Annotated in this window: 21 protein-coding genes and 2 pseudogenes; 11 read left to right on the top strand and 12 right to left on the bottom strand. The window is 37.6% G+C overall.

The window, feature by feature from the left end; genetic code table 11:
- The first annotated feature begins 17 nt into the window (after nucleotides 1-17).
- The 5 genes from MKY51_RS01390 to MKY51_RS01370 all read left to right on the top strand — a co-directional run bounded on the left by MKY51_RS01390 (nucleotide 18) and on the right by MKY51_RS01370 (nucleotide 4,343).
- The gene (locus MKY51_RS01390) at nucleotides 18-1,220 is read left to right on the top strand and encodes an ornithine--oxo-acid transaminase (protein ID WP_339174846.1); all 1,203 of its coding nucleotides are present in this window, start codon (nucleotides 18-20) and stop codon (nucleotides 1,218-1,220) included.
- A gap of 70 nt (nucleotides 1,221-1,290) precedes the next feature.
- Nucleotides 1,291-1,851, top strand: coding sequence for a DUF1273 domain-containing protein (locus MKY51_RS01385; protein WP_339174845.1), 561 nt, complete (start codon nucleotides 1,291-1,293; stop codon nucleotides 1,849-1,851).
- A gap of 106 nt (nucleotides 1,852-1,957) precedes the next feature.
- Complete coding sequence (locus tag MKY51_RS01380) at nucleotides 1,958-2,269, top strand: hypothetical protein (protein ID WP_008406178.1); 312 nt, start codon at nucleotides 1,958-1,960, stop codon at nucleotides 2,267-2,269.
- A 370-nt stretch (nucleotides 2,270-2,639) separates the two neighbouring features.
- Nucleotides 2,640-4,031 (top strand): class II fumarate hydratase, encoded by a 1,392-nt coding sequence (fumC, locus tag MKY51_RS01375; protein WP_339174844.1) that lies wholly within the window; start codon nucleotides 2,640-2,642, stop codon nucleotides 4,029-4,031.
- 87 nt (nucleotides 4,032-4,118) lie between these two features.
- A complete protein-coding gene (locus tag MKY51_RS01370; RefSeq protein WP_339174843.1) occupies nucleotides 4,119-4,343 on the top strand; it encodes a hypothetical protein in 225 nt (74 codons plus the stop codon).
- 53 nt (nucleotides 4,344-4,396) lie between these two features.
- Here MKY51_RS01370 and MKY51_RS01365 read toward each other — a convergent pair whose 3' ends face one another.
- The 9 genes from MKY51_RS01365 to MKY51_RS01325 all read right to left on the bottom strand — a co-directional run bounded on the left by MKY51_RS01365 (nucleotide 4,397) and on the right by MKY51_RS01325 (nucleotide 13,424).
- Nucleotides 4,397-5,149: a prepilin peptidase gene (locus MKY51_RS01365; RefSeq protein WP_339174842.1), complete on the bottom strand. Its 753-nt coding sequence runs from the start codon at nucleotides 5,147-5,149 to the stop codon at nucleotides 4,397-4,399.
- Between the two features lie 32 nt (nucleotides 5,150-5,181).
- The gene (locus tag MKY51_RS01360) at nucleotides 5,182-5,892 is read right to left on the bottom strand and encodes a potassium transporter (RefSeq protein WP_339174841.1); all 711 of its coding nucleotides are present in this window, start codon (nucleotides 5,890-5,892) and stop codon (nucleotides 5,182-5,184) included.
- The gene (locus tag MKY51_RS01355; protein ID WP_339174840.1) at nucleotides 5,892-6,482 is read right to left on the bottom strand and encodes a PilN domain-containing protein; all 591 of its coding nucleotides are present in this window, start codon (nucleotides 6,480-6,482) and stop codon (nucleotides 5,892-5,894) included. The genes MKY51_RS01360 and MKY51_RS01355 overlap by 1 nt, the downstream gene beginning before the upstream one ends.
- Nucleotides 6,479-7,456 (bottom strand): pilus assembly protein PilM, encoded by a 978-nt coding sequence (gene pilM, locus MKY51_RS01350; RefSeq protein ID WP_339174839.1) that lies wholly within the window; start codon nucleotides 7,454-7,456, stop codon nucleotides 6,479-6,481. Before pilM ends, MKY51_RS01355 begins: the two co-directional genes overlap by 4 nt.
- Nucleotides 7,457-7,581: 125 nt before the next feature.
- Nucleotides 7,582-8,007 carry a prepilin-type N-terminal cleavage/methylation domain-containing protein gene (locus MKY51_RS01345; RefSeq protein WP_339174838.1) on the bottom strand — a complete coding sequence of 142 codons (426 nt, stop codon included), beginning with the start codon at nucleotides 8,005-8,007 and terminating at the stop codon, nucleotides 7,582-7,584.
- Nucleotides 8,008-8,103: 96 nt separating this feature from the next.
- Nucleotides 8,104-9,312, bottom strand: a complete 1,209-nt coding sequence (locus MKY51_RS01340) for a type II secretion system F family protein (RefSeq protein ID WP_339174836.1) — start codon at nucleotides 9,310-9,312, stop codon at nucleotides 8,104-8,106.
- Complete coding sequence (locus MKY51_RS01335) at nucleotides 9,309-10,352, bottom strand: type IV pilus twitching motility protein PilT (protein WP_339174834.1); 1,044 nt, start codon at nucleotides 10,350-10,352, stop codon at nucleotides 9,309-9,311. The genes MKY51_RS01340 and MKY51_RS01335 overlap by 4 nt, the downstream gene beginning before the upstream one ends.
- A gap of 12 nt (nucleotides 10,353-10,364) precedes the next feature.
- The gene (locus MKY51_RS01330) at nucleotides 10,365-12,029 is read right to left on the bottom strand and encodes a GspE/PulE family protein (protein WP_339174833.1); all 1,665 of its coding nucleotides are present in this window, start codon (nucleotides 12,027-12,029) and stop codon (nucleotides 10,365-10,367) included.
- 15 nt (nucleotides 12,030-12,044) lie between these two features.
- Nucleotides 12,045-13,424, bottom strand: a complete 1,380-nt coding sequence (locus MKY51_RS01325) for a VanW family protein (protein WP_339174831.1) — start codon at nucleotides 13,422-13,424, stop codon at nucleotides 12,045-12,047.
- Between the two features lie 433 nt (nucleotides 13,425-13,857).
- Between MKY51_RS01325 and MKY51_RS01320 the strand changes: the two genes are divergently transcribed.
- The 3 genes from MKY51_RS01320 to MKY51_RS01310 are packed head-to-tail and all read left to right on the top strand — an operon-like array spanning nucleotide 13,858 to nucleotide 15,831.
- Complete coding sequence (locus MKY51_RS01320; RefSeq protein WP_339174830.1) at nucleotides 13,858-14,319, top strand: hypothetical protein; 462 nt, start codon at nucleotides 13,858-13,860, stop codon at nucleotides 14,317-14,319.
- The gene (locus tag MKY51_RS01315; RefSeq protein ID WP_339174829.1) at nucleotides 14,316-14,762 is read left to right on the top strand and encodes a type II secretion system protein; all 447 of its coding nucleotides are present in this window, start codon (nucleotides 14,316-14,318) and stop codon (nucleotides 14,760-14,762) included. The genes MKY51_RS01320 and MKY51_RS01315 overlap by 4 nt, the downstream gene beginning before the upstream one ends.
- Nucleotide 14,763: 1 nt before the next feature.
- Entirely contained in the window at nucleotides 14,764-15,831 is a 1,068-nt protein-coding gene (locus tag MKY51_RS01310) for a hypothetical protein (protein ID WP_339174827.1), read from the top strand.
- A gap of 221 nt (nucleotides 15,832-16,052) precedes the next feature.
- On the opposite strand, the pseudogene MKY51_RS01305 reads toward MKY51_RS01310, so the two are convergent.
- Nucleotides 16,053-16,481, bottom strand: a pseudogene (locus MKY51_RS01305) (solute carrier family 23 protein); the annotation flags it as partial.
- 218 nt (nucleotides 16,482-16,699) lie between these two features.
- A pseudogene (locus MKY51_RS01300) lies at nucleotides 16,700-16,879 on the bottom strand (GMP synthase (glutamine-hydrolyzing)); the annotation flags it as partial.
- A 597-nt stretch (nucleotides 16,880-17,476) separates the two neighbouring features.
- Between MKY51_RS01300 and MKY51_RS01295 the strand changes: the two are divergent.
- From MKY51_RS01295 to MKY51_RS01285, 3 genes are read left to right on the top strand one after another with little or no spacing between them, the layout of a single operon-like run.
- The gene (locus MKY51_RS01295) at nucleotides 17,477-17,902 is read left to right on the top strand and encodes a hypothetical protein (RefSeq protein WP_339174826.1); all 426 of its coding nucleotides are present in this window, start codon (nucleotides 17,477-17,479) and stop codon (nucleotides 17,900-17,902) included.
- Between the two features lie 15 nt (nucleotides 17,903-17,917).
- A complete protein-coding gene (locus MKY51_RS01290) occupies nucleotides 17,918-18,238 on the top strand; it encodes a hypothetical protein (RefSeq protein ID WP_339174825.1) in 321 nt (106 codons plus the stop codon).
- Between the two features lie 19 nt (nucleotides 18,239-18,257).
- Nucleotides 18,258-18,737 (top strand): hypothetical protein, encoded by a 480-nt coding sequence (locus MKY51_RS01285; RefSeq protein WP_339174824.1) that lies wholly within the window; start codon nucleotides 18,258-18,260, stop codon nucleotides 18,735-18,737.
- A 997-nt stretch (nucleotides 18,738-19,734) separates the two neighbouring features.
- Here MKY51_RS01285 and MKY51_RS01280 read toward each other — a convergent pair.
- Complete coding sequence (locus MKY51_RS01280) at nucleotides 19,735-19,917, bottom strand: hypothetical protein (RefSeq protein ID WP_339174823.1); 183 nt, start codon at nucleotides 19,915-19,917, stop codon at nucleotides 19,735-19,737.
- Between the last annotated feature and the right edge of the window lie 38 nt (nucleotides 19,918-19,955).

The raw sequence follows: 19,955 nt of genomic DNA, 5'->3' as shown, positions 1-19,955 counted from the left end.
TTAAGGAGGATTTCATCATGACAACAAAATCAAAATCAGAACAACTTATTTCAACTACGGAAAAATTCGGAGCGCACAATTATCACCCACTTCCGATCGTAATCGAAAAAGCAGAAGGTTCTTGGGTAACAGATCCTGAAGGCAACCGTTATTTAGATATGCTTTCGGCGTATTCTGCCTTAAACCAAGGTCATCGCCACCCGAAAATTATTCAGGCGTTAAAAGATCAGGCCGACGCGGTGACACTTACGTCACGCGCATTCCATAGTGCGACATTAGGCGTTTGGTATGAAAAGGTCAGTAAGCTAACGGGGAAAAATATGGTGCTGCCGATGAATACAGGCGCTGAAGCTGTAGAGACGGCCATTAAAACAGCCCGTCGCTGGGGATATGAAGTAAAAGGCATCGAAGCAAACAAAGCGCAAATTATCGGCTGTAACGGCAATTTCCACGGCCGTACAATGGGTGCTGTGTCACTATCTTCGGAAGCGGAATATAAGCGCGGATTCGGTCCGATGCTGGAAGGCTTCACATTAGTTCCTTACGGTGATATTGATGCATTGAAGGAAGCCATTACACCGAACACAGCGGCATTTATCGTTGAGCCGATTCAAGGGGAAGCAGGTATCATCATCCCCACTGAAGGCTTTTTAAAAGCTGCTTATAACTTATGTAAAGAAAATAATGTTCTATTTATTGCAGATGAAATCCAAACAGGTTTATCACGAACAGGAAAACTGTTTGCCTGTGAATGGGAAGATGTTACACCGGACGTGTACATTTTAGGGAAAGCGCTTGGCGGCGGAGTTTATCCGATTTCAGCAGTTGTTGCAAACGACGATATCCTTGGTGTGTTCAATCCAGGTTCACACGGCTCGACTTTCGGCGGTAACCCGCTGGCATGTGCCGTATCGATTGCAGCGATCGATGTATTGCTGGATGAAAAGCTGACAGAGCGTTCATTGGAGCTTGGCGACTACTTTAAAGCACAACTTCAGACAATTGAAAACCCGGTGATTAAAGAAGTGCGCGGGCGCGGTCTTTTCATAGGTGTTGAGCTTCACGAATCAGCTCGCCCTTACTGCGAAAAACTGTCAGAACGCAAACTGCTTTGCAAAGAAACACATGACACAGTAATCCGCTTCGCCCCACCACTAGTCATTTCAAAAGAAGACTTAGATTGGGCAATCGAGCAGATTAAAGCTGTTTTTAGTGAATAGATAGTATATTAAGAGGGCGCTGTGTTATGCATAGTGCCCTTATTTTATTGATGGTGAGTAAAGGAGACTTATGATGAAATCACTTTTTATTACGGGCTACCGTCCGCATGAACTTGGAATATTTAATGACAAGCACCCTGGTGTTCCGGTTATTAAAAAGGCGCTGGAAAACCAGTTGCGCATCCTAATAGAAGACGGATTGGAATGGGTTGTGATCAGCGGACAGCAAGGTGTCGAAACATGGGCAGCACAAGTTGTACTGGAACTTAAAAATGATTACCCGGAACTTAAATATTCCATTATCACCCCCTTCCTGGAACAGGAGAAAAACTGGAATGAGCATAAACAAGAGACCTATATGCATATAGTAAGTAAGGCCGATTTTGTGACAAGCGTGACGAAGCGCCCATATGAAGCTCCATGGCAGTTTATCGAAAAGGACAAGTTCATTATCGATAACACGGATGCGACATTGCTCGTCTACGATGAAGAAAATGAAGGCTCCCCAAAATATGCACTAAGCCTCATCCAAAAGTATATGGAGCAGCAGGAGGAATACGAGCTGTTGATCATCAATGCTTATGATTTACAGATGGTGGCGGAGGAAATGCAGCAAGGAGATGATTGGTAAACATTATGTAAATGTCTAAATTTAGTAAATTTTCTGATTACAGACGTTAGTTTTGGGGTATAATATATTAAATAAATTATATTTTACTATTCAAGGAGGACACACTATGAACCAATTGACGATGATTAATGAAACAACACCAATAAATATTCCGCACCATACGTATAAGCGCGAATGCCGATATACGAGAGGCATCAACATTCCCCTTGCCGATATCGAAAGAATTTTATACGGGTTGAGCGATGATGCACTTCACTATTTTGAGTTCCATAATATCGCAAAAGAAATTAAGCAAGGCACATTATTAAATGGCTATGCAGGTCTTGCGAATATTATTTCAGACTATTATAAGAACGAAAAAAATATAGAAATTCCTGAACTGACAAATGGCCGGGACTTTTATGTGAAAATAGTTTAACAAAAATAAGGGGATGACTTCCTAAGTGAATACCAAAAACAACAACGTCTAAAGTATCCTATTCGGTTCGGTGCTTTCGGCGTTGTTTTACATATTGGGAAATTCATCAAAATGAATTTTCTAAAAATTTGTTTAATAAAAGTATTGACTTCCTAATTGATAAAGATTATCATTATCAATATAAGGTTAGTAAAACCTTTTCGATACTGTTCCCCCCAGTTCAGATTCGAAACTCAATAATTACTTTTCTCATATTTCGGAAAGATAAGCGGATTTATCTTTTCTCCTGCAAAAATGGCAAATCCCCTCACACGATTTGCCATTTTTTCATGGAAAATTGGGTATACATATATTAAAGGAGATGATTTAGTTGGAATTCCGTATTGAAAAAGATACTTTAGGTGAAGTTCGTGTACCAGCAGATAAGATTTGGGGTGCACAAACACAGCGAAGCAAGGAAAACTTCCAAATCGGCACAGAAAAAATGCCGATTGAAATTATCCGCGCCATGACTATTTTGAAAAAAGCAGCGGCAATTGCCAATAATAAATTGGGCAAGCTGTCCGATGCGAAAAAAAATGCGATTGTCGAAGCAGCTGATGAAATTCTTGCAGGCAAATGGGATGAACACTTCCCTCTTGTCGTTTGGCAAACAGGCAGTGGTACACAGACAAACATGAATGTAAATGAGACAATTGCCCACTTAGCGAATGAAAAGCTGACGGCAGCCGGTTCGGATGAAAAGGTTCATCCAAATGATGACGTCAACAAGTCACAAAGCTCGAACGACACATTCCCTACTGCACTACATATTGCTGCAGTTGAAATTGTAGAGAACTATTTAATGCCGCGCTTAAAACTTTTACAGGCAACATTGAAAGAAAAAGCAATCGCGTTTAACGATATTATAAAAATCGGTCGTACCCATTTACAGGACGCAACACCGCTTACACTAGGTCAGGAAATTAGCGGTTGGCACCATATGCTGTTAAAATGCGAAAAAATGATTATGGTGAACACGCAGTTCATGAAGGAGCTTGCGATTGGCGGTACTGCCGTTGGTACAGGGATTAACGCCCATCCGGAATTCGGTGCACGCACAGCTGCGGAAATCAGCAAGCTGACAGGTATTGAATTTACATCTGCGGAAAACAAATTCCATGCACTGACAAGTCATGATGAAGTCGTGACAGCGCACGGTGCATTAAAGGCATTGGCTGCGGATTTAATGAAAATCGCCAATGATGTACGCTGGCTTGCAAGTGGTCCGCGCTCGGGTATCGGTGAAATCACGATTCCCGAAAACGAGCCAGGCTCATCAATCATGCCAGGTAAAGTAAACCCAACACAAAGTGAAGCGATGACAATGGTCGTGACACAAGTTGTCGGCAATGATGCAACAATCGCCTTCGCAGCTTCACAAGGTAATTTTGAATTGAACGTATTCAAGCCGGTAATCATCTACAACTTCCTGCAATCAGCACGCTTATTGGCGGATTCGATGAAATCATTCAACGATAATTGTGCAGTCGGAATCGAACCGAATATGGAAGTATTGGACGCTAACCTGAAAAATTCACTTATGCTTGTTACTGCGTTAAATCCGTATATCGGTTATGAAAATGCGGCGAAAATCGCGAAAACAGCACATAAAGAAGGCACAACATTAAAAGAAGCAGCCATTGCATCAGGTCTTTTAACAGAAGAGGAATTTGACCGTTATGTCGATCCAAAAACGATGATTTATCCAAATGCCGAATAATTTTTAGCCATCCTACACAACCTTCCAACAAGTTTAGTCAATTACTCTCATCAGGTAATAAACTAATGTTGAGGAGGTTGTTTTTCATTGAAAAAATTCCAATTTGTAAAGGATGGTTATGAAATCGTCGTAAATATTCGCAGGAATATACAGAGCGAAATGACTAAATATGTAGAAGCTGATGCCTATTATAAAGATTTTGATAAATACCGTATACTAGTTTTAGCAAATACCGTGGAAAGTGCAGTGGAAACTGCAACATACGAACTATTGACGAATCACCCGTTTGAAAAGATTATAATAGATTATTAACGCGTATTAAAAGGGATGCCCGGAAGATGAGTTCAGGACACCCCTTTTTATTGTTATAGTAGGTTTAAATACATATCGATGAGCTGGTCACCGTAAAAATATACGATGATCGCGGCAACAGCAATTGATGGTCCGAACGGTACAGGGGTTTTACGCCCTTTCCCACGGACTTTCAAAATGACGATTCCGACAATCATCCCGATCACCGAAGCTAAAAATAAGGTTAATAACGTATTGAATGTACCCAACACTAATCCGATCAGTAAAAACAGCTTAATGTCTCCGCCGCCCATTCCGCCTTTAGAAATTACTGCGATTAATAGTAGTATCGAAAATCCTATTCCGGCACCAACAATACTATCCCACCACGGGTCAAGCGGCGAAAGAATTCTACCAATGATCAACAGTGGCAGGAAAAACAGTAATATTTTATCCGGAATAAGCATGTACGCAATATCCGAAACATTAATAATAACCAAGAGCGAAATAAACAGTAAAGCTACCGCCAATTCCCATGTGATGCCGAGCTGCCATGTGGCAAACGCAAATAACAGTCCTGTTACAAGCTCAGTGAAAGCGTAAATCGGTGATACTTTCACACCGCATGTCCGGCATTTCCCTCGTAAAAAGATGTACGAAAAAACAGGTACGAGTTCAAAAGCGCTTAAACGTCGATTGCAATGGACACAGTGAGATGGCGGTGTCACAATCGACTCTTTTTTCGGTACCCTTAATCCGACCACATTGTAAAATGAACCGAAAACCAATCCGAAAATCCCCGCAAATATTGTATACATAATCTCCATTTTAGATGCTCCTTACTTGTACCTGCTAAATATTACTCATAGTAGAAAGTTGTGACTTGAATATCGGCTGTTACAATTTCTGATGCTTCTTCTGTAAATTTATCTTCTTCACCCGGAAGCGCGAAATCAATTATATCGATTCGCATTACGCGTTCTTTTCTTTCGATTTCTTCAATGAAATGCAGTAAATTAACGTCATTTTGTGCAGCGACATTGATATTGAATGTAATCAGCTTCAGTGAAGGCGGTAATGTTTCTACAGCGATTGTGGAAACTGGTAAAGCTTCTGAAGGCTCCGTACCCTCCGTTTGATCAATAGCACTCTGTGTTAATTCAGATAATTCCCCTTCTTCCGTTTCCGGTGTAGAAAGCGGGTCTTGCAGTCCTGAACTAGAAACGAGTGCATCATAGTTATTAAAATCGATGCTTTGAATGCGTGAATCTGTTACATACTGCATTTCCTCAATCGATAAAATCAGTTCATCAATTTCTCGGTTGTCTGGTACTTTTTTACGTAGTGCAAATTCATTTACATTCGTTTGAGATTGCTGTGACTCATTTGCAGCAATTGCTTCCTCTATTGCTGCAATTTCCGTATGAAGACTATTAATCTCCGAATGAATCATCTGTTGCTCGTCCTGCTTCGGTTTCACGACATAATAATACATAGCAAACAGCAAAGCCATCGCCAATGCAATTACAATAAGGAGTGTTCCGTTTTTACTACTTGAGATGGAATTCATTACTCTTCACCTCCAGCAGCAACATGCATTTGATTAATTACGAGGAAGATTTCCACGCTATATCGTGGTACTTCCGTGAATTGCTGTGTATCATTAACTTCTTCATTAGTTGGGTTAAGTTCAAAGTTTTGGATTGTCCCCACTTGAACATCATTAAAATACGGACTTTTTTCAAGCTGGCTTACATATGATGAAATAGCATTCAATGTTTCGAAATCTACCGCTACTTGCACGCCTGTCTCAGAAAATGCATAAGAACGCAAGTATGTATCCGTCGGCAATAAATTTCTTGTCTCAACTATAATCGGAGAGACCGGATATGAAACACGTTCAACAAAAGCGACCGATTCTTCCAATGAACCTTGACTCCCTGTTTGCGCTGAATTTACTTGTGCATTCAATGTGTCTCTTGTTAGCAATAACGAATCACGTTCACTTACAGCACTTGCAACTTCACTTTTCGCACCGAAATAAGTGATTGCCAATAAGCCGATTGTCAATATCGATAAAATCCCAACTAAAATAAAGGCTAACTTAAAACTCGTCGCACCCTTTTCAATTTTGGGCAGAAGGTTAATATCCGGAATCATTCGTTAACCTCCTTTAAAGCTAGCCCTAATAAAGTCGCATGCTTTGCTTTGCAGTTTGGAAAATGTTCTTGGATTATCTGACCCCCAACAATACTTACCGGTGTTGACAGATTTTCACTGAGCAGTGTTTCAATTGACTGTAGTAACGGGTGATCGCCCATAACGACGATTTCATCAACTTCTCTTTCACCTTTATGGAGAGAGAATTTAAAGAAGTTCATCATACGGTCGATTTCCAGTACCTGATCAGTAGTTGCTGCACGGAACTCATCCAAATCAGCTGTATAGTCAAATTCAACTTCATCATTTTCACCAATATTTTGCTGCCAATTATCCGGATTCGTATCAATTGTCTGGAACCGCAGAAACTCTACTTCCTCGTTTGAATAGATACAAATTGATAATTCATTGATTGACCAGTCCGTTATCATATATGTACGATTCGTATCGATAAACTGGATATGTTCAAGCAATCTTAAATTACATAAAGCGCGAATATCGGCCACTTGAGGATTCAAATGGTTGTCCAACAGCAGACCGATCATCTTTCCGACTTCATCAGGCGGTGCGGCAAAAAGTACAGCCTTCCCGTCCCCTTCAATCGGGTCGTGTACATCAATAAGGGGCTCCTGAAACGGTAGATGAATCGACTGCCCAACTTCCATTTGTACATATTCTTTCAGGTTTTTACCGCTTATATCAGCAGGATGCTCGAATGTCTTCAATAAAATCGATGTATCCGGTACAAGGAAGCGCACATTTTGCTTTCTTCCACCCCAATTTTGGACATTATCCTTAATCAGTTCATACATTGCCATCTCATCGAGAATTACCCCTTCCTGGACAGCAGTCTTCGGTAAGGGCGTTTCATAAATAACGGGCTGATCCACTGTTGCGCCTTTTAAAACGAGTGCACGCATTACATAATCATTGATTATGATGGATACATGCGATTTTCTTTTCATATTGAACATAGAGGGATCCTCCCCTTTAACCTTTAATGTAATGCCTATTTTGAGAAGCGCCTTGTTTATATGGCGCAATCATCACTCAATGGAACACCCAAGCGCTGTTGGGTTGGGTGTTCTTTGGGGGATGATTATTCGTCCTTTTCACCACTTAATGCTGTTTTAAGTGCTTGTTCGTTAGTTGAAGCTACTTTAATATCTGTGAATTTTGTAGTTACTCGACTACTAAATGGATACTTTTCAATTACCCATTCATTTTCATCTAATTTTACAATAATACCAGAAACATCTATTCCATCAACAAACTCTTCTAAATCTGCTCCCGTACAACCAGAATCAGCTACGCCACATCCTTTTTCAATATGAGCTAATTTTCCTCCAGCAATTATGTTTATAGCATCTGAAATTTCTGCCTTATCTCTAGAATTATTAATAATATTTCCAATCGCTGGAATAGCAATTGCAGCTACAATTGCTAAGATAACAATTACTGCTAATAGTTCTACTAAAGATAAACCTTTTTCATTTTTAATACGTTTTTTTAATGTGTTAAACATATTAAATCCTCCTTAAATTTTATAATTTCTTTTTTATTTGCACTGACGCTTTGTATTGCTTCGATGCCTCCTTGCAAAACGTCTTTTAATCCCCTTTTACATTTGTTCATAAAGACTAAACATCGGTAAGAAAATGGCCGCCACGATAAGACCAACTGCACCTGCTAAAATCACGATCATCAATGGCTCAATCAGAGATTTTAAAGTATCAACATTTCTGTCAACTTCCTCTTCATAAAAATCTGCAATCTTCTCCAACATATAATCAAGCGAACCTGTTGACTCTCCAATTCTTGTCATACTCGTTACCATCGGTGGAAAAATCCAGCTTTTTTCAAGCGGCTCTGTCAGTGAACTTCCTCGTTCCAAACTTGCCCGTGCATCCAGTACGACCTTTCCTATAACCGGGTTGCCGGATACTTTTTGTGAAATCGTTAACGCCTGTAATATGGGTACTGCACTACTAAATAAAGAAGATAAATTGCGCGTTAATCTAGCAATCGCTGTTTTCTGTAAAAGCGGACCAAATATCGGCATCTTCAGCATCAAATAATGGACGGAATAATGAAACTGCTCATTATTTCTATAAAGATATTGAAATACCACAACTCCAATAACCACTACCCCAATCGGAAACCACCAATATTGTCTCAGCCAATCCCCTAAAGCAACTGTCCATACCGTTAAAGTCGGTAGTTCTGCATCCATCGACTCAAATGACTCGACAAACGTAGGGACAATGAAGATCAGCATGAAAAACACGACAACGACTATCATGACTAGAAGCATTGCTGGATATGTCAACGTCGACTGTACCTTTTTGACTAAACGGAATGACTTTTCATATGAATTCGCCAGACGTTCCAGCGTATCATCGATATTCCCTGTCGCCTCCCCTGAACGCATCATATTGACGAACAGTTCAGGAAACGCTTTCGGATGTTTTCTGACTGCATCGGAAAATGGAATACCTGTACGAATATCTTCTTCTACCGCTTCAAGTGCTTTTTTTAGTGGCTTACTTGTCGCCTGCTTTGCTAAAATGTCGGTCGCTTCTACGAGTGAAACACCTGCACGAATCAGCGTTGCAAACTGACGGCAGTAAATAACAAAATCCTGAGTTTTCACTTTTTTGCTGCCTAGGCTGACTTCCATATGCAATAAACTTTTCGATTCTTCGATTTCCCGAGGATTGATGCCCTTTTCACGAAGCTTTGAAATAGCGGCTGCTTTATTCGCTGCATCAATCGTTCCTTTTTGCGTTGCGCCCATCTTTGTTCGTCCAACATATTTGAATACGGTCAACTGTAATCACCCACATTCAAATATGGGCGAACTTCTTCCAATGAAACTTTACCGGAAGAAACAAGCGCTTGTATGGATGTCTCTAATGTATGCATACCTAACGCGCGATTTGTCTGCATCACACTCGGAATTTGATGAATTTTTTCATTTCTTATCAAATTTGTGACAGCCGGAATACTTACGAGAATTTCTGTCGCGGCAACCCGGCCCGCTTTATCTTTACGAATGAATAATCGCTGTGAAATAATCCCTTGCAATACATTCGCTAACTGAATCCGGATCTGCCCTTGCTGATGCGGCGGGAACACATCGATAATGCGGTCAATTGTTGTCGGTGCACTTGAAGTATGAAGTGTACCGAATACTAAGTGGCCTGTTTCTGCTGCCGTAATCGCTGTTGAAATAGTCTCTAAATCTCGCATTTCCCCTACTAGAATAATATCTGGATCTTGACGGAGCGATGCACGCAGACCATTCGCAAATGACCCGGTATCGACTCCGATTTCACGCTGATTCACTACCGATTTTTTATGGGAATGCAAATATTCGATCGGGTCCTCCAGCGTGATAATATGCTTTGATTTTGTTTCATTAATATAGTCAATCATTGCCGCAAGTGTTGTTGACTTCCCTGAACCGGTCGGACCCGTTACTAAAATGAGCCCTTGAGGTTTTTCAGCTAGATCGTACAGTACTTTCGGCATATTCAACGAGTCAATCGTCGGGATTTCACTCGAAATAAGACGGGCAGCGATTGCCCCAACATTTCGCTGATGATAGGCATTTACACGGAAACGGCAAAAACCTTTCAATGAATAGTTGAAATCAGTTTCGCCCTTTTCTTCAAACTCTGCTTTTTTGTGAGCAGGTAAAATATCATTGACCATTTGTTCAATCATTTCAGCTGTCACAGCTACATTGCCATATTGCTTCAACTGACCATTTACTCGGTAAACAGGAGGGATTCCCGTAGTGACATGCAAATCGGAAGCATTTTCATCATACGCATGCTGCAGTAAATCTTGTATGTTCAATGTCATATCCATTCCTCCCTAGTCAATCGTCGCCACACGTAGCACTTCTTCGGTCGTCGTGACACCGGCCAGTACTTTCAGTAAACCGTCCTGCAGTAATGTGTTATGCCCGGCGTTTTGCATATAATCACCTATTTCATAGCCGCTTGCACCGTTTAGAATGAGATCTTTCAATCCACGGTCAACAGGTAGCAACTCATGTATAGCAAGTCGTCCGCGGTAGCCAGTGTTCCCACATGCCGCACATCCGCGACCTTTTCGAATCTTTTCAATTTCTAATCCGTTATTTGCAAAAATTTGTTTTTCCCTGATCGTAGGCTCTATCTCTGTCGTACAGTCACGACAAATTTGACGTACAAGACGCTGTGCCATTATTCCTACAAGTGAAGAAGAAATGAGAAACGGTTCAATTCCCATATCCTGCAGCCTTGAAATCGATTCAATCGCACTGTTTGTATGCAATGTACTTAATACTAGATGCCCTGTTAATGAGGCACGAATCGAAATTTGCGCCGTTTCCAGATCACGAATTTCTCCGATCATTATAATGTCTGGATCCTGACGTAAAATTGAACGTAACCCCGCTGCAAATGTTAATCCCACTTCTTCTTTTACTTGAATCTGGTTAACACCATTTAACTGATATTCGACCGGATCCTCGACTGTAATAATGTTCACACCTTCATTATTTAAATTGGAAAGTGCTGCATATAACGTAGAAGATTTCCCTGAACCTGTCGGACCTGTAATAAGCACAATGCCATTCGGTTTCTCAATCATCTTCCTGAAAATTGCTTCATTATTTTCTGTAAACCCTAGATGCGCTATATCTGTTGCGGCATTGCTTATATCCAATATACGCATAACAATTTTCTCGCCATAAACAGTCGGTAATGTAGAAAGACGAATATCGACACTTTTGAACTCGATATTTACTTTAAATCGTCCATCTTGCGGAATACGATTTTCCGTAATATTTAGTCCGCCCATAATTTTCACGCGTGCCGTCATCATATTTTGCATATGCTTTGGCAGAGATCGTTCGGTACGAAGCACACCGTCAACACGATAACGAATTCTGTATTCTGTTTCATGCGGATCGAAGTGAATATCCGATGCACGCTGGGCGACCCCATTGTTTATAATCTGGTTTACAAGCCGTACAATAGCCGAATCTTCATCGTTAATTTCCTGCTGTACTTCCGGTGTATTCACTTCAATTTCTGTTAAAGCTGCATCCATTGAAGCTTGCAGGTCATAGTATTTTGTAATCGTTCGGTATAGATCGTCTTTCGCCACAATACTTGTTTCAATTTGACACCCAGTCGCCATACGAACTTCTTCGATCGCAAAGTAATCCATCGGGTCTGCCATCGCAATAAGCAGCTTGTTTTTATCCCGACGCACAGGCATAATATTCGCACGTTTCGCCAGTTCTCTTGGTACAAGCTGCAGAAGCTCCGGTGCGATGACATAGTTACTTAATGTCATATGTGGAATACCTAGCTGGAACTCCAGTACTTCAATTAGTTGCTGTTCCGTCAGTATGTTTTCTTTTATGAAAAAATCCCCGAGCTTTTCATCCCGGCTTTTATTTGCTAGTGCGTAAGTAAGCTGTGATTCGGTAATAACGCCCGACTCTAAGAGCAAGTCGCCTAAGCGTTTTCTCGATTTCGCTTTCATATTTTACGTCCTCCTTTATTTTGGAGTGATTAAATTCCCGCCTTTATCGTAATAGCTGCCAGGTGGAAGATTCTCTTCTTCTGCATCGTCGTTTGCGGAATTGCTTGATGCGTTCGAGCCAGGATTTTTAGAACCGCTACTTGGTGTAGTTGATTCATCGTTTTGTCCATTTCCGTTCGTCGCATCAGTATCTGGGAAACCGTCTCCATCTAAATCAACTTGATATGCAGGGTCGTTGTTCAAGTTTTCTGATGGTGTCTGCACTTCCGGCTGTTTGGAAGATTTCACAATTATCCGGTCAACAGGCGGGTAATAATCGCGGCTCACAAGCTTCTGCTCATCAAAAGCTGTACGATATACCGATACGCGTAAACCTTTTGCACCTACCTGTACTTGTTCTGTCTGTCCAATTGCCAGGTCTGCGGAGTAACGTGTAATTGTACGTGGCTGAATCTGCTCATCCTGTGAAACCGTCACGTCTACTTCAGTTTCTTTAGCAGGTGTATATACCTCGGTCTTCAAATTCCCTTCTTCCATAATCAGTTTTAAAACAACTGGATGAGATAAGCTATTTGAGAATTTGAGATCCTCACTTGCAAGTGCATCGACCTTCGCTTCCAAGCCAGGCTTTAAATAGGAAGAGATTTCATTTTGCGAATGCCGTTCCAGTATTTCCGCATTAATATTCAATGCTGCATTATATAGATTTGATGCAACAAAATTAATGGCTTCACGATTCGCCAAGTTTATCGTATCTCCAAGCTTTTCAATCATTGAAAAAGCCGTCTGAGGCTCTATTACCGTTTCATGAAGTGCAAGGACCAGTTCATTAATGCCCATTGCCCCTTCAGGCGTCGGCTCGACTGACAATGAAATCCGATCAGTTTCTAGTACCGATACATCTATAACAACCGCTTCAACAGGATCAGTTTTTAAATACGCTGCATTCAGTTGTACATTGTTATACGTCAAATCCGTATCCCATGATGAAACATTACTAATCTCGTTTTTCACAATCTCACTAGGAAAAACAATAAGAGGGAGATGTACCGTCGGCGTATCTTTCCAGAAGGCAAACCATGACTTATGTACCTGATTTTCATAGTTTGCGACTGTACTCTCAATATCAAACTGGAATGTGGATGAGCTCACTTCAATTGAAGTCCCCCCGCCAGTGACAGTCAGGTTTTGGGTATACCAGTCGTTAACAGCATTTGTCAGCAATGCTTTTAACTCCTCACCTTTCAAATCACCGATTTCTACCCCACCGATTGTAGAACCTACTGGATTATTATCAGCTGAAGCTACCGAACTTACTATAAAGTTCGGAATCCACATTGATAAAAGGACTACCAGCAAAATCATTGGTATGATTGACCTAAAAATAATTTTCATTTACTCACCCCGCCTAATCCCTCTAATTCATTAAGTATAAATAAGGACTTTATAACTAAAGATTTATTCTATATTATGATATATGAAGAAAAAAACTTAATTTATACATTTATTTCACATAAATAGTTTATGGAAAATATTATAATAAATTCAATATATTATCTCACAAACTCCCTTTTATGTACTAATTTTTATCCCTTTTACCAAATGTCTACTTATGTTACTATTATAATACACGATAGATTACTTTATGACTATGTATTTTTGTTTAATTTTAAAATTTTATTTTTATTCACTTCTATTTACCTATATTGTTTAGTTGGTAATACTCAAAAGTTATTGTTTATGCATATATATAAATATTAAAAGCATGTTGTTTATCGTCATTTGTTTGATTAACTCTATTTAAGAGAAAAAGGGATGGGGTTATATTATGAGATTATTAAAAGAAGAGCGTGGGATTTCTTTGGTGGAGGTAGTGGCTTCAATTGTACTGATTACGATTATTTTGATTTCGTTTTTTGGTTTTTTCATTCAATCTAAAAAAACTCATGTAGCCTCTGAATCTATTGTGGATGCAACTTATATAGCTCAACAGTATATGGAAGAAATCTACGGATTAATATCAGTAAATAACGATGGTTGGTTAGATACTAACGAAATTATGTTACAAGGCAAAAAGTTCACTTATGATGCTACAGTTTCCGATTGTACAGAATGCAAAATTTTTTTTTCATCCGATAATCCAAAGCATTGGATTGAATTCCAAAAAGTGGAAAATTATACAAAAGAACTAGTAAATATAATTGTAAACGTACCAAAAAAAAATGGTACCTCTAGTACTTCATATTTAAAGATGGAATCTATTTTCCGTTGGGGGGAAATTAATCCATGAAAATATTAGTGAAAAATATGCGCGGTATAACTTTGGTTGAATTATTAGCAGTCACGGCAATCACTTCGATTGTAGCTATTTTAGTTTTCAGCCTTATTCAATCAAGTATTAAGCAACAAGTACAACAAACACAAGAAACAGGTGATTTGAATGACATTACGTATGCATTGAAGGTTGTGACGAAGGATATTCGTCGTTCGACAAGTGCTAAAGTTAAAGAAGGTACCTTAGAATTAACATTCCCTAATGCTAGTAAATCCGTTTATTCTTCAGAAAATGGAAAACTTAATAAAACTACTGGGGATAAAATTGAAATAATTACAGATGGGATTTGGTGTGCAAATTTTTCTGGAGAAGATGTCATTTCAATTAAATTATCAAATACTAGTGTATGTCCAGTGGAACCAAGTACCGAAATTCATTTAAGAAAAGGGGGTAGTTAATATGAAGCATGTACACCAAGAACACGGTTATGCAATGTTATTCGTTATTTTTACCACTGTGCTTATTTCTATTATTGGTTTAGGTTTACTAACAATGAATGCGCACTCTTTGAAAACTTCGAAAAATGCGGAGGTAGATCAAGCGGTATATTATGTAGCTGAAGCTGGGTTAAATGTTGAATTAATTAAAATTCTTGATTTTGCTGCATTAGCTAAACAATTTGTAGATAAAGAATTAGTGGATTGCAATAGTAATCCAAGTAATTCTCATTGTTTCGACACTAACCATTTTAACAAGGTATTTTTGAATACATTTTTCAAGGAAAACCTTTTACCCTATGTACGTTCAAAAGATAAATTAACATACAAAAATTTTAGCATACCTAATAGTAAAGCAACCTTTAATTTTACTTGCAAACAAAATTCCAGTATATTAGAAATTGCCTGTAAAGATTTCACTCCTACACCTAATGAAGAACTTATTGTTATTATTGAATCCATTGGGGATATCAGCGGGAAAACTCGAATTATTAAACAAGAGATTGTATTGCACAATCCAGATGAAGCAGTGGATCGTAACGGTAGTAACTCTACTCAACCACCACTCCAAACAAATCAAGCTGCTTTTATTGTGGCAGATGATAGTAAAGATCCGCACCCTGACCATACAACTTATGATCCAAAATTTGTTGAACAATCTAAAAAATGGTATAATCATGCAATAGATAATCCTGGTCAATTCAATTTAATCAATGGTGATTTTAATATTCAAAACGAAGAAATTAAAGGATTTTATTTCGTTATAGGGAAAAGAAATATTACAATTAATGGTAATCCAAACACAAAATTTACTGGTACAATAATAGCTCCTTATTCTACAGTAAAGTTGAATGGTAACGGAAAATTATGTGGAACGATTGTTGCAAAGGGATTCAGTAACAATGGTGCTGGTAATTCAAGTATTACTTGCGATAGCGCACCAATCGAAATTGAAAACCCTTTTAAAGATAAGGATATCCAATTTGATGGTTATAATCCTTGGACTATAAATCCAATTATTGAAATGTGATTTCTTATTTCCAAATTCCTTGTAGTTTTATGCATTAGGTGCCTAAAACTTCCTGTAGATTTACAACATTTAAAAAATACTAACTATGTAAATTAGCGTGTTAGCTTTTAAGTACGGGTCTACCAACGTTCTAATTCCTAGATAAATAGAAAATCCCACAGAAAGCCAATTATTAAGCTTTCCGTGGGATTATTTTTATTCAGGAAATTTCCTAGCTCTTTCTACTCCATCACATGCATCGGATCAACACGCTTCGTCCCAACCATGTTAAATAATACATTCAAGAAAATCGCCGTTACAGACCCGGCTACAATCCCGTTCGAAGTCAAAATCGACATCCATGACGGAAGGTTTTCGAAAATGCCTGGTACTGTGGCAACGCCGATTCCTAGACCAACGCCTAGTGCTGCGACCATTGCGTTTTCCATTGATTTTGCGATTTCCGGTGCCAGCATTCTCACACCTTGTGTAATAACCATACCGAACATTGCCAACATCGCTGCACCAAGTACTGGTGTTGGGATAATCGTAGTTAATGCTGCTAATTTTGGCAGGAATCCAAGTGCTACCAGCATACCGCCTGTAATGAAGATGACTTTGCGGTCGCGTACGCCTGACATTTGGATCAGACCTACGTTTTGCGAGAATGTGAGGGCCTTAGCCGCACTTCTCTTTTATTATATTACTATTAGAACAGCCCCAATAAGCTGTTAGTTCCCACATAAGATAGTCACCTACATTGACTATTTTTACTTCAACAGCATACCTTATATTTCAAATTTATACAACAAATCCAACAAAAAAAGCCTAGAAAAATCTAGACTCAGAAGTAAATTTTAATTTATTTTGAATATTTCCCGTAACAGCCCTACCATCCCCACTCAATCGTTGCTGGTGGCTTAGAATTGATATCATACAGCACGCGGTTTACGTGCTTCACTTCATTTACGATGCGTACTGAAATCTTCCTCCAATACTTCGTAAGGAATAGTGCCCAGTCAGATGTCTTGCCGTCGATTGATGTTACACCGCGAATACCGATTGCGTAGTAAAGAATAGGCATCATATTTAAATATTAAATCAGTAGCATTATTTAACCAAAAAAACCGTACATATTTTAAACAACTTAATTCACTATCCATTGAAGTCATCTACATGCATTAGGTTTTTCCCTTTTTTCTATTATAGTATCAAGTACTGATGATAAAAAAATTACTTTAAAGGTTGATAATTAGTTGAAATTGAAGATCAACTTTCCTGCCTGTAATACGGCCTAGCGAAATCTGAATCAGCCCTAAGGAAGAACCACTCCCTAAACCTCACTTCCCCTTAATTTAAATGATTTAGTACAACTCTACATGCTGTTGAACCTCCCAACCTCAATATTTCCAAAGTAACGCTGAGTAACAAATCATTCATATTACTGGAAGAATTTAAATATAGTTAAAAGACACCTGCCATTTATCCATATATTCAAAAAATGTTTATATATTAGTTATTTGTAAAATATGCTATTTTTTCTCTATAACATTCTACTATTATATAGTTAAAAACTAGTTCGAATGTTATAATATGTAATAATGTATTTTCCAATTTTCTTTTACTAATGTTAATACAAATTAGAAAGGGGTAAGGTGCTTCAAGTATGGACAGTGATAAACATAAAATTTATTCTCATTCAATAACAGAACTCGTTAAATTTCAGCACGAAATTGAAGCTTTGAAAACTGAAGCAGATGAAAAAGAAATAAAAGCAACTTCAATGCTACAAGATGTTATTGATTTACGTAAACAAATAGACGATAGAGAAAAAGAATTCCAAGCGTTGGGAGAAAAACGATACCCAGAATCTAAAATTGAAGAAATGATGGCTTTATGTACAGATGAAGGCAAACTTCTTTTGCTTCAAAAAATACGAGTATCTTTACCAGAAACAGGGTATACTGAAGCAATCGTTAATCAACTTTATACAATCGATTCTGAAATAAATGAATTTATTCAACAGAAGTTTAAGCTTAACTTTTTCGGGAAAATGGATTCTTTTATATCTAAAATAACAGGGACTGAGTAAGGGGGCGTATTGTGTATGAAAAATAACTATAGTATTTATTTATCTCAAAACAAACCTAATTCCCGTGAAATCTCAAAATTACTTAACAAGTATCTTAATATCGAACTTACAGAAATTACTCCCGAGTATCTAACGGGTGTTCAGAAAGATGGAAAATATACATTGACAGTAAATAAATCAAGAATATCCTTTATTTTTTCGAATGACGTAACTAAGATCGATATCAGTTCACTAGATAAAATTATTGAAGATATTTTGAAGGAACAAAGTGATTATAATGGATTTATAATTCATAAAGATTTTCATTTCCTTCAAGATAAAGTTGTCGGTATTTAGCTTTGAAAGGAGAAATTTTATGATAAATAACTACGAGAAAAAAATAAACAGTAAAGTAAATCTAAAAATAAAAACAGTTTTAGATAAACTTAATTTAGAGTATAGAATTTCAACTAACTCTAATCATGACGATTACTTTTGGTTAGATTATGAAAAGCCGATGAAAAACGGCGACAATATTTTTTACTCAGTTGCTATAATTTATGACTCTGATATAGAAACCATTTCAATCATAGTTCCGGGGTTAAGAAAATTTAAAGGTAATTTTCAGTCAATAAAATTATATGAAAAATTAAATATTCTTAATGCTACAACTTTGTTCGGTAGTGTATATATTATGGAAAATGAAAACAAAATGCATACAATAACTTTCAGCCATTCATTTCCATTTTTAGATAATGAAGAATCATTATTAACTAACTTCAATTCTATTTTTGAATATTTGGATTTTTTTATTTTAGAAGCAAAAAACATCTTAAGTAGCCGAGTAAAAATATAATGAGTAAGCAAGCAAATTTTCTAAATATAATAATTCACTCTATAATTATAACTTTCTCGTTATTTATGATTGGCTACATATTAGTTATTGAACTTTTCGTTGCAAGAAGCTATTCTACACCACCATTTATACCGTTGCTTTCTTTTTTAATTGCATTAATTTATTTTTGTTTATTATCGTATAAAAAGATAAACTCTTCTAGGGCACATAAAGTAACGAAGGCTAATTTTAGAGGTTTTATTTATTTCACAGTCGTAATTAGCACTTTATTATGTCTTATTTTATGCATTTCATTAAATACTATACCAACAGCTTTATCAGACATTCTCACTATTTTGGCTATTCTACTAACAATTTCTTGTAATATTCTAACCGATATACTTAAGAACTTCGCTGAATCAAAGTTAAACTAAAATGAAAAAGCTATTTTCCAATTTAATAATTGAGAGATAGCTTTTCACGTCTCTAATAATTTTTATTACACTATAGAGTTATTTCCTCTTGTCTTATTTTTTATGTGGAAAAGGTAAGTTCCCCCTATTGTCTTCAACAAGATATCACTACGAATACATAGTAAACATTTCCTATTCATTTGAAAAAGTTTCATCAGTATTTTTTGTCTTTCGCATAAAAAGTTTTTAAAAGTGGTGCGTATATTTAGCAATTACCAGATCGATTATATTTACTACCCCCCCCCTGTGTACCCGGTATTAACAAACAGTGTATATCATATCACGAAGATACTTTCATAATTATTTTAAAGTTTCTATCTAATCCGTAAAATAGACAACTTATATGATTAGATTCTGGCTATGCACAATTGATAGCACTAAGTCTTAATCATACTTGTAATGTTCTTGATTATATTTGCATTCAATGGCTTAGTCATAGCTATTATTTTTGATTGACACTTTTGATAGTCGTTAAAGCCTATTCTTTCGTATCTAGTTACTACTGTCATAATGTCAACACATTTGATTGTAGACTTAGCCCTTCTCTATTTCTTATTATCACATAATAGATTTACAAATTCCGGCAGATCCTTTGCTGCAGTATATACAATTAAATCCAATAATTCTTTTGATTTTTTTTCGATACCGTATTTGTAGCGTAACTCTTTCTCTATCATATTTAAATTTTGCTGTCTCGCAGAGATCACCTTAATATTATTTTGAACCATCACTAAACTCCCTTTTCTTTATAGTAATTTTTTCTATA

The organism is Solibacillus sp. FSL R5-0691 (genome assembly GCF_037974225.1).
Classification (GTDB): Bacteria; Bacillota; Bacilli; order Bacillales_A; family Planococcaceae; genus Solibacillus.
This window is presented reverse-complemented; position numbering and strand designations above follow the sequence as displayed.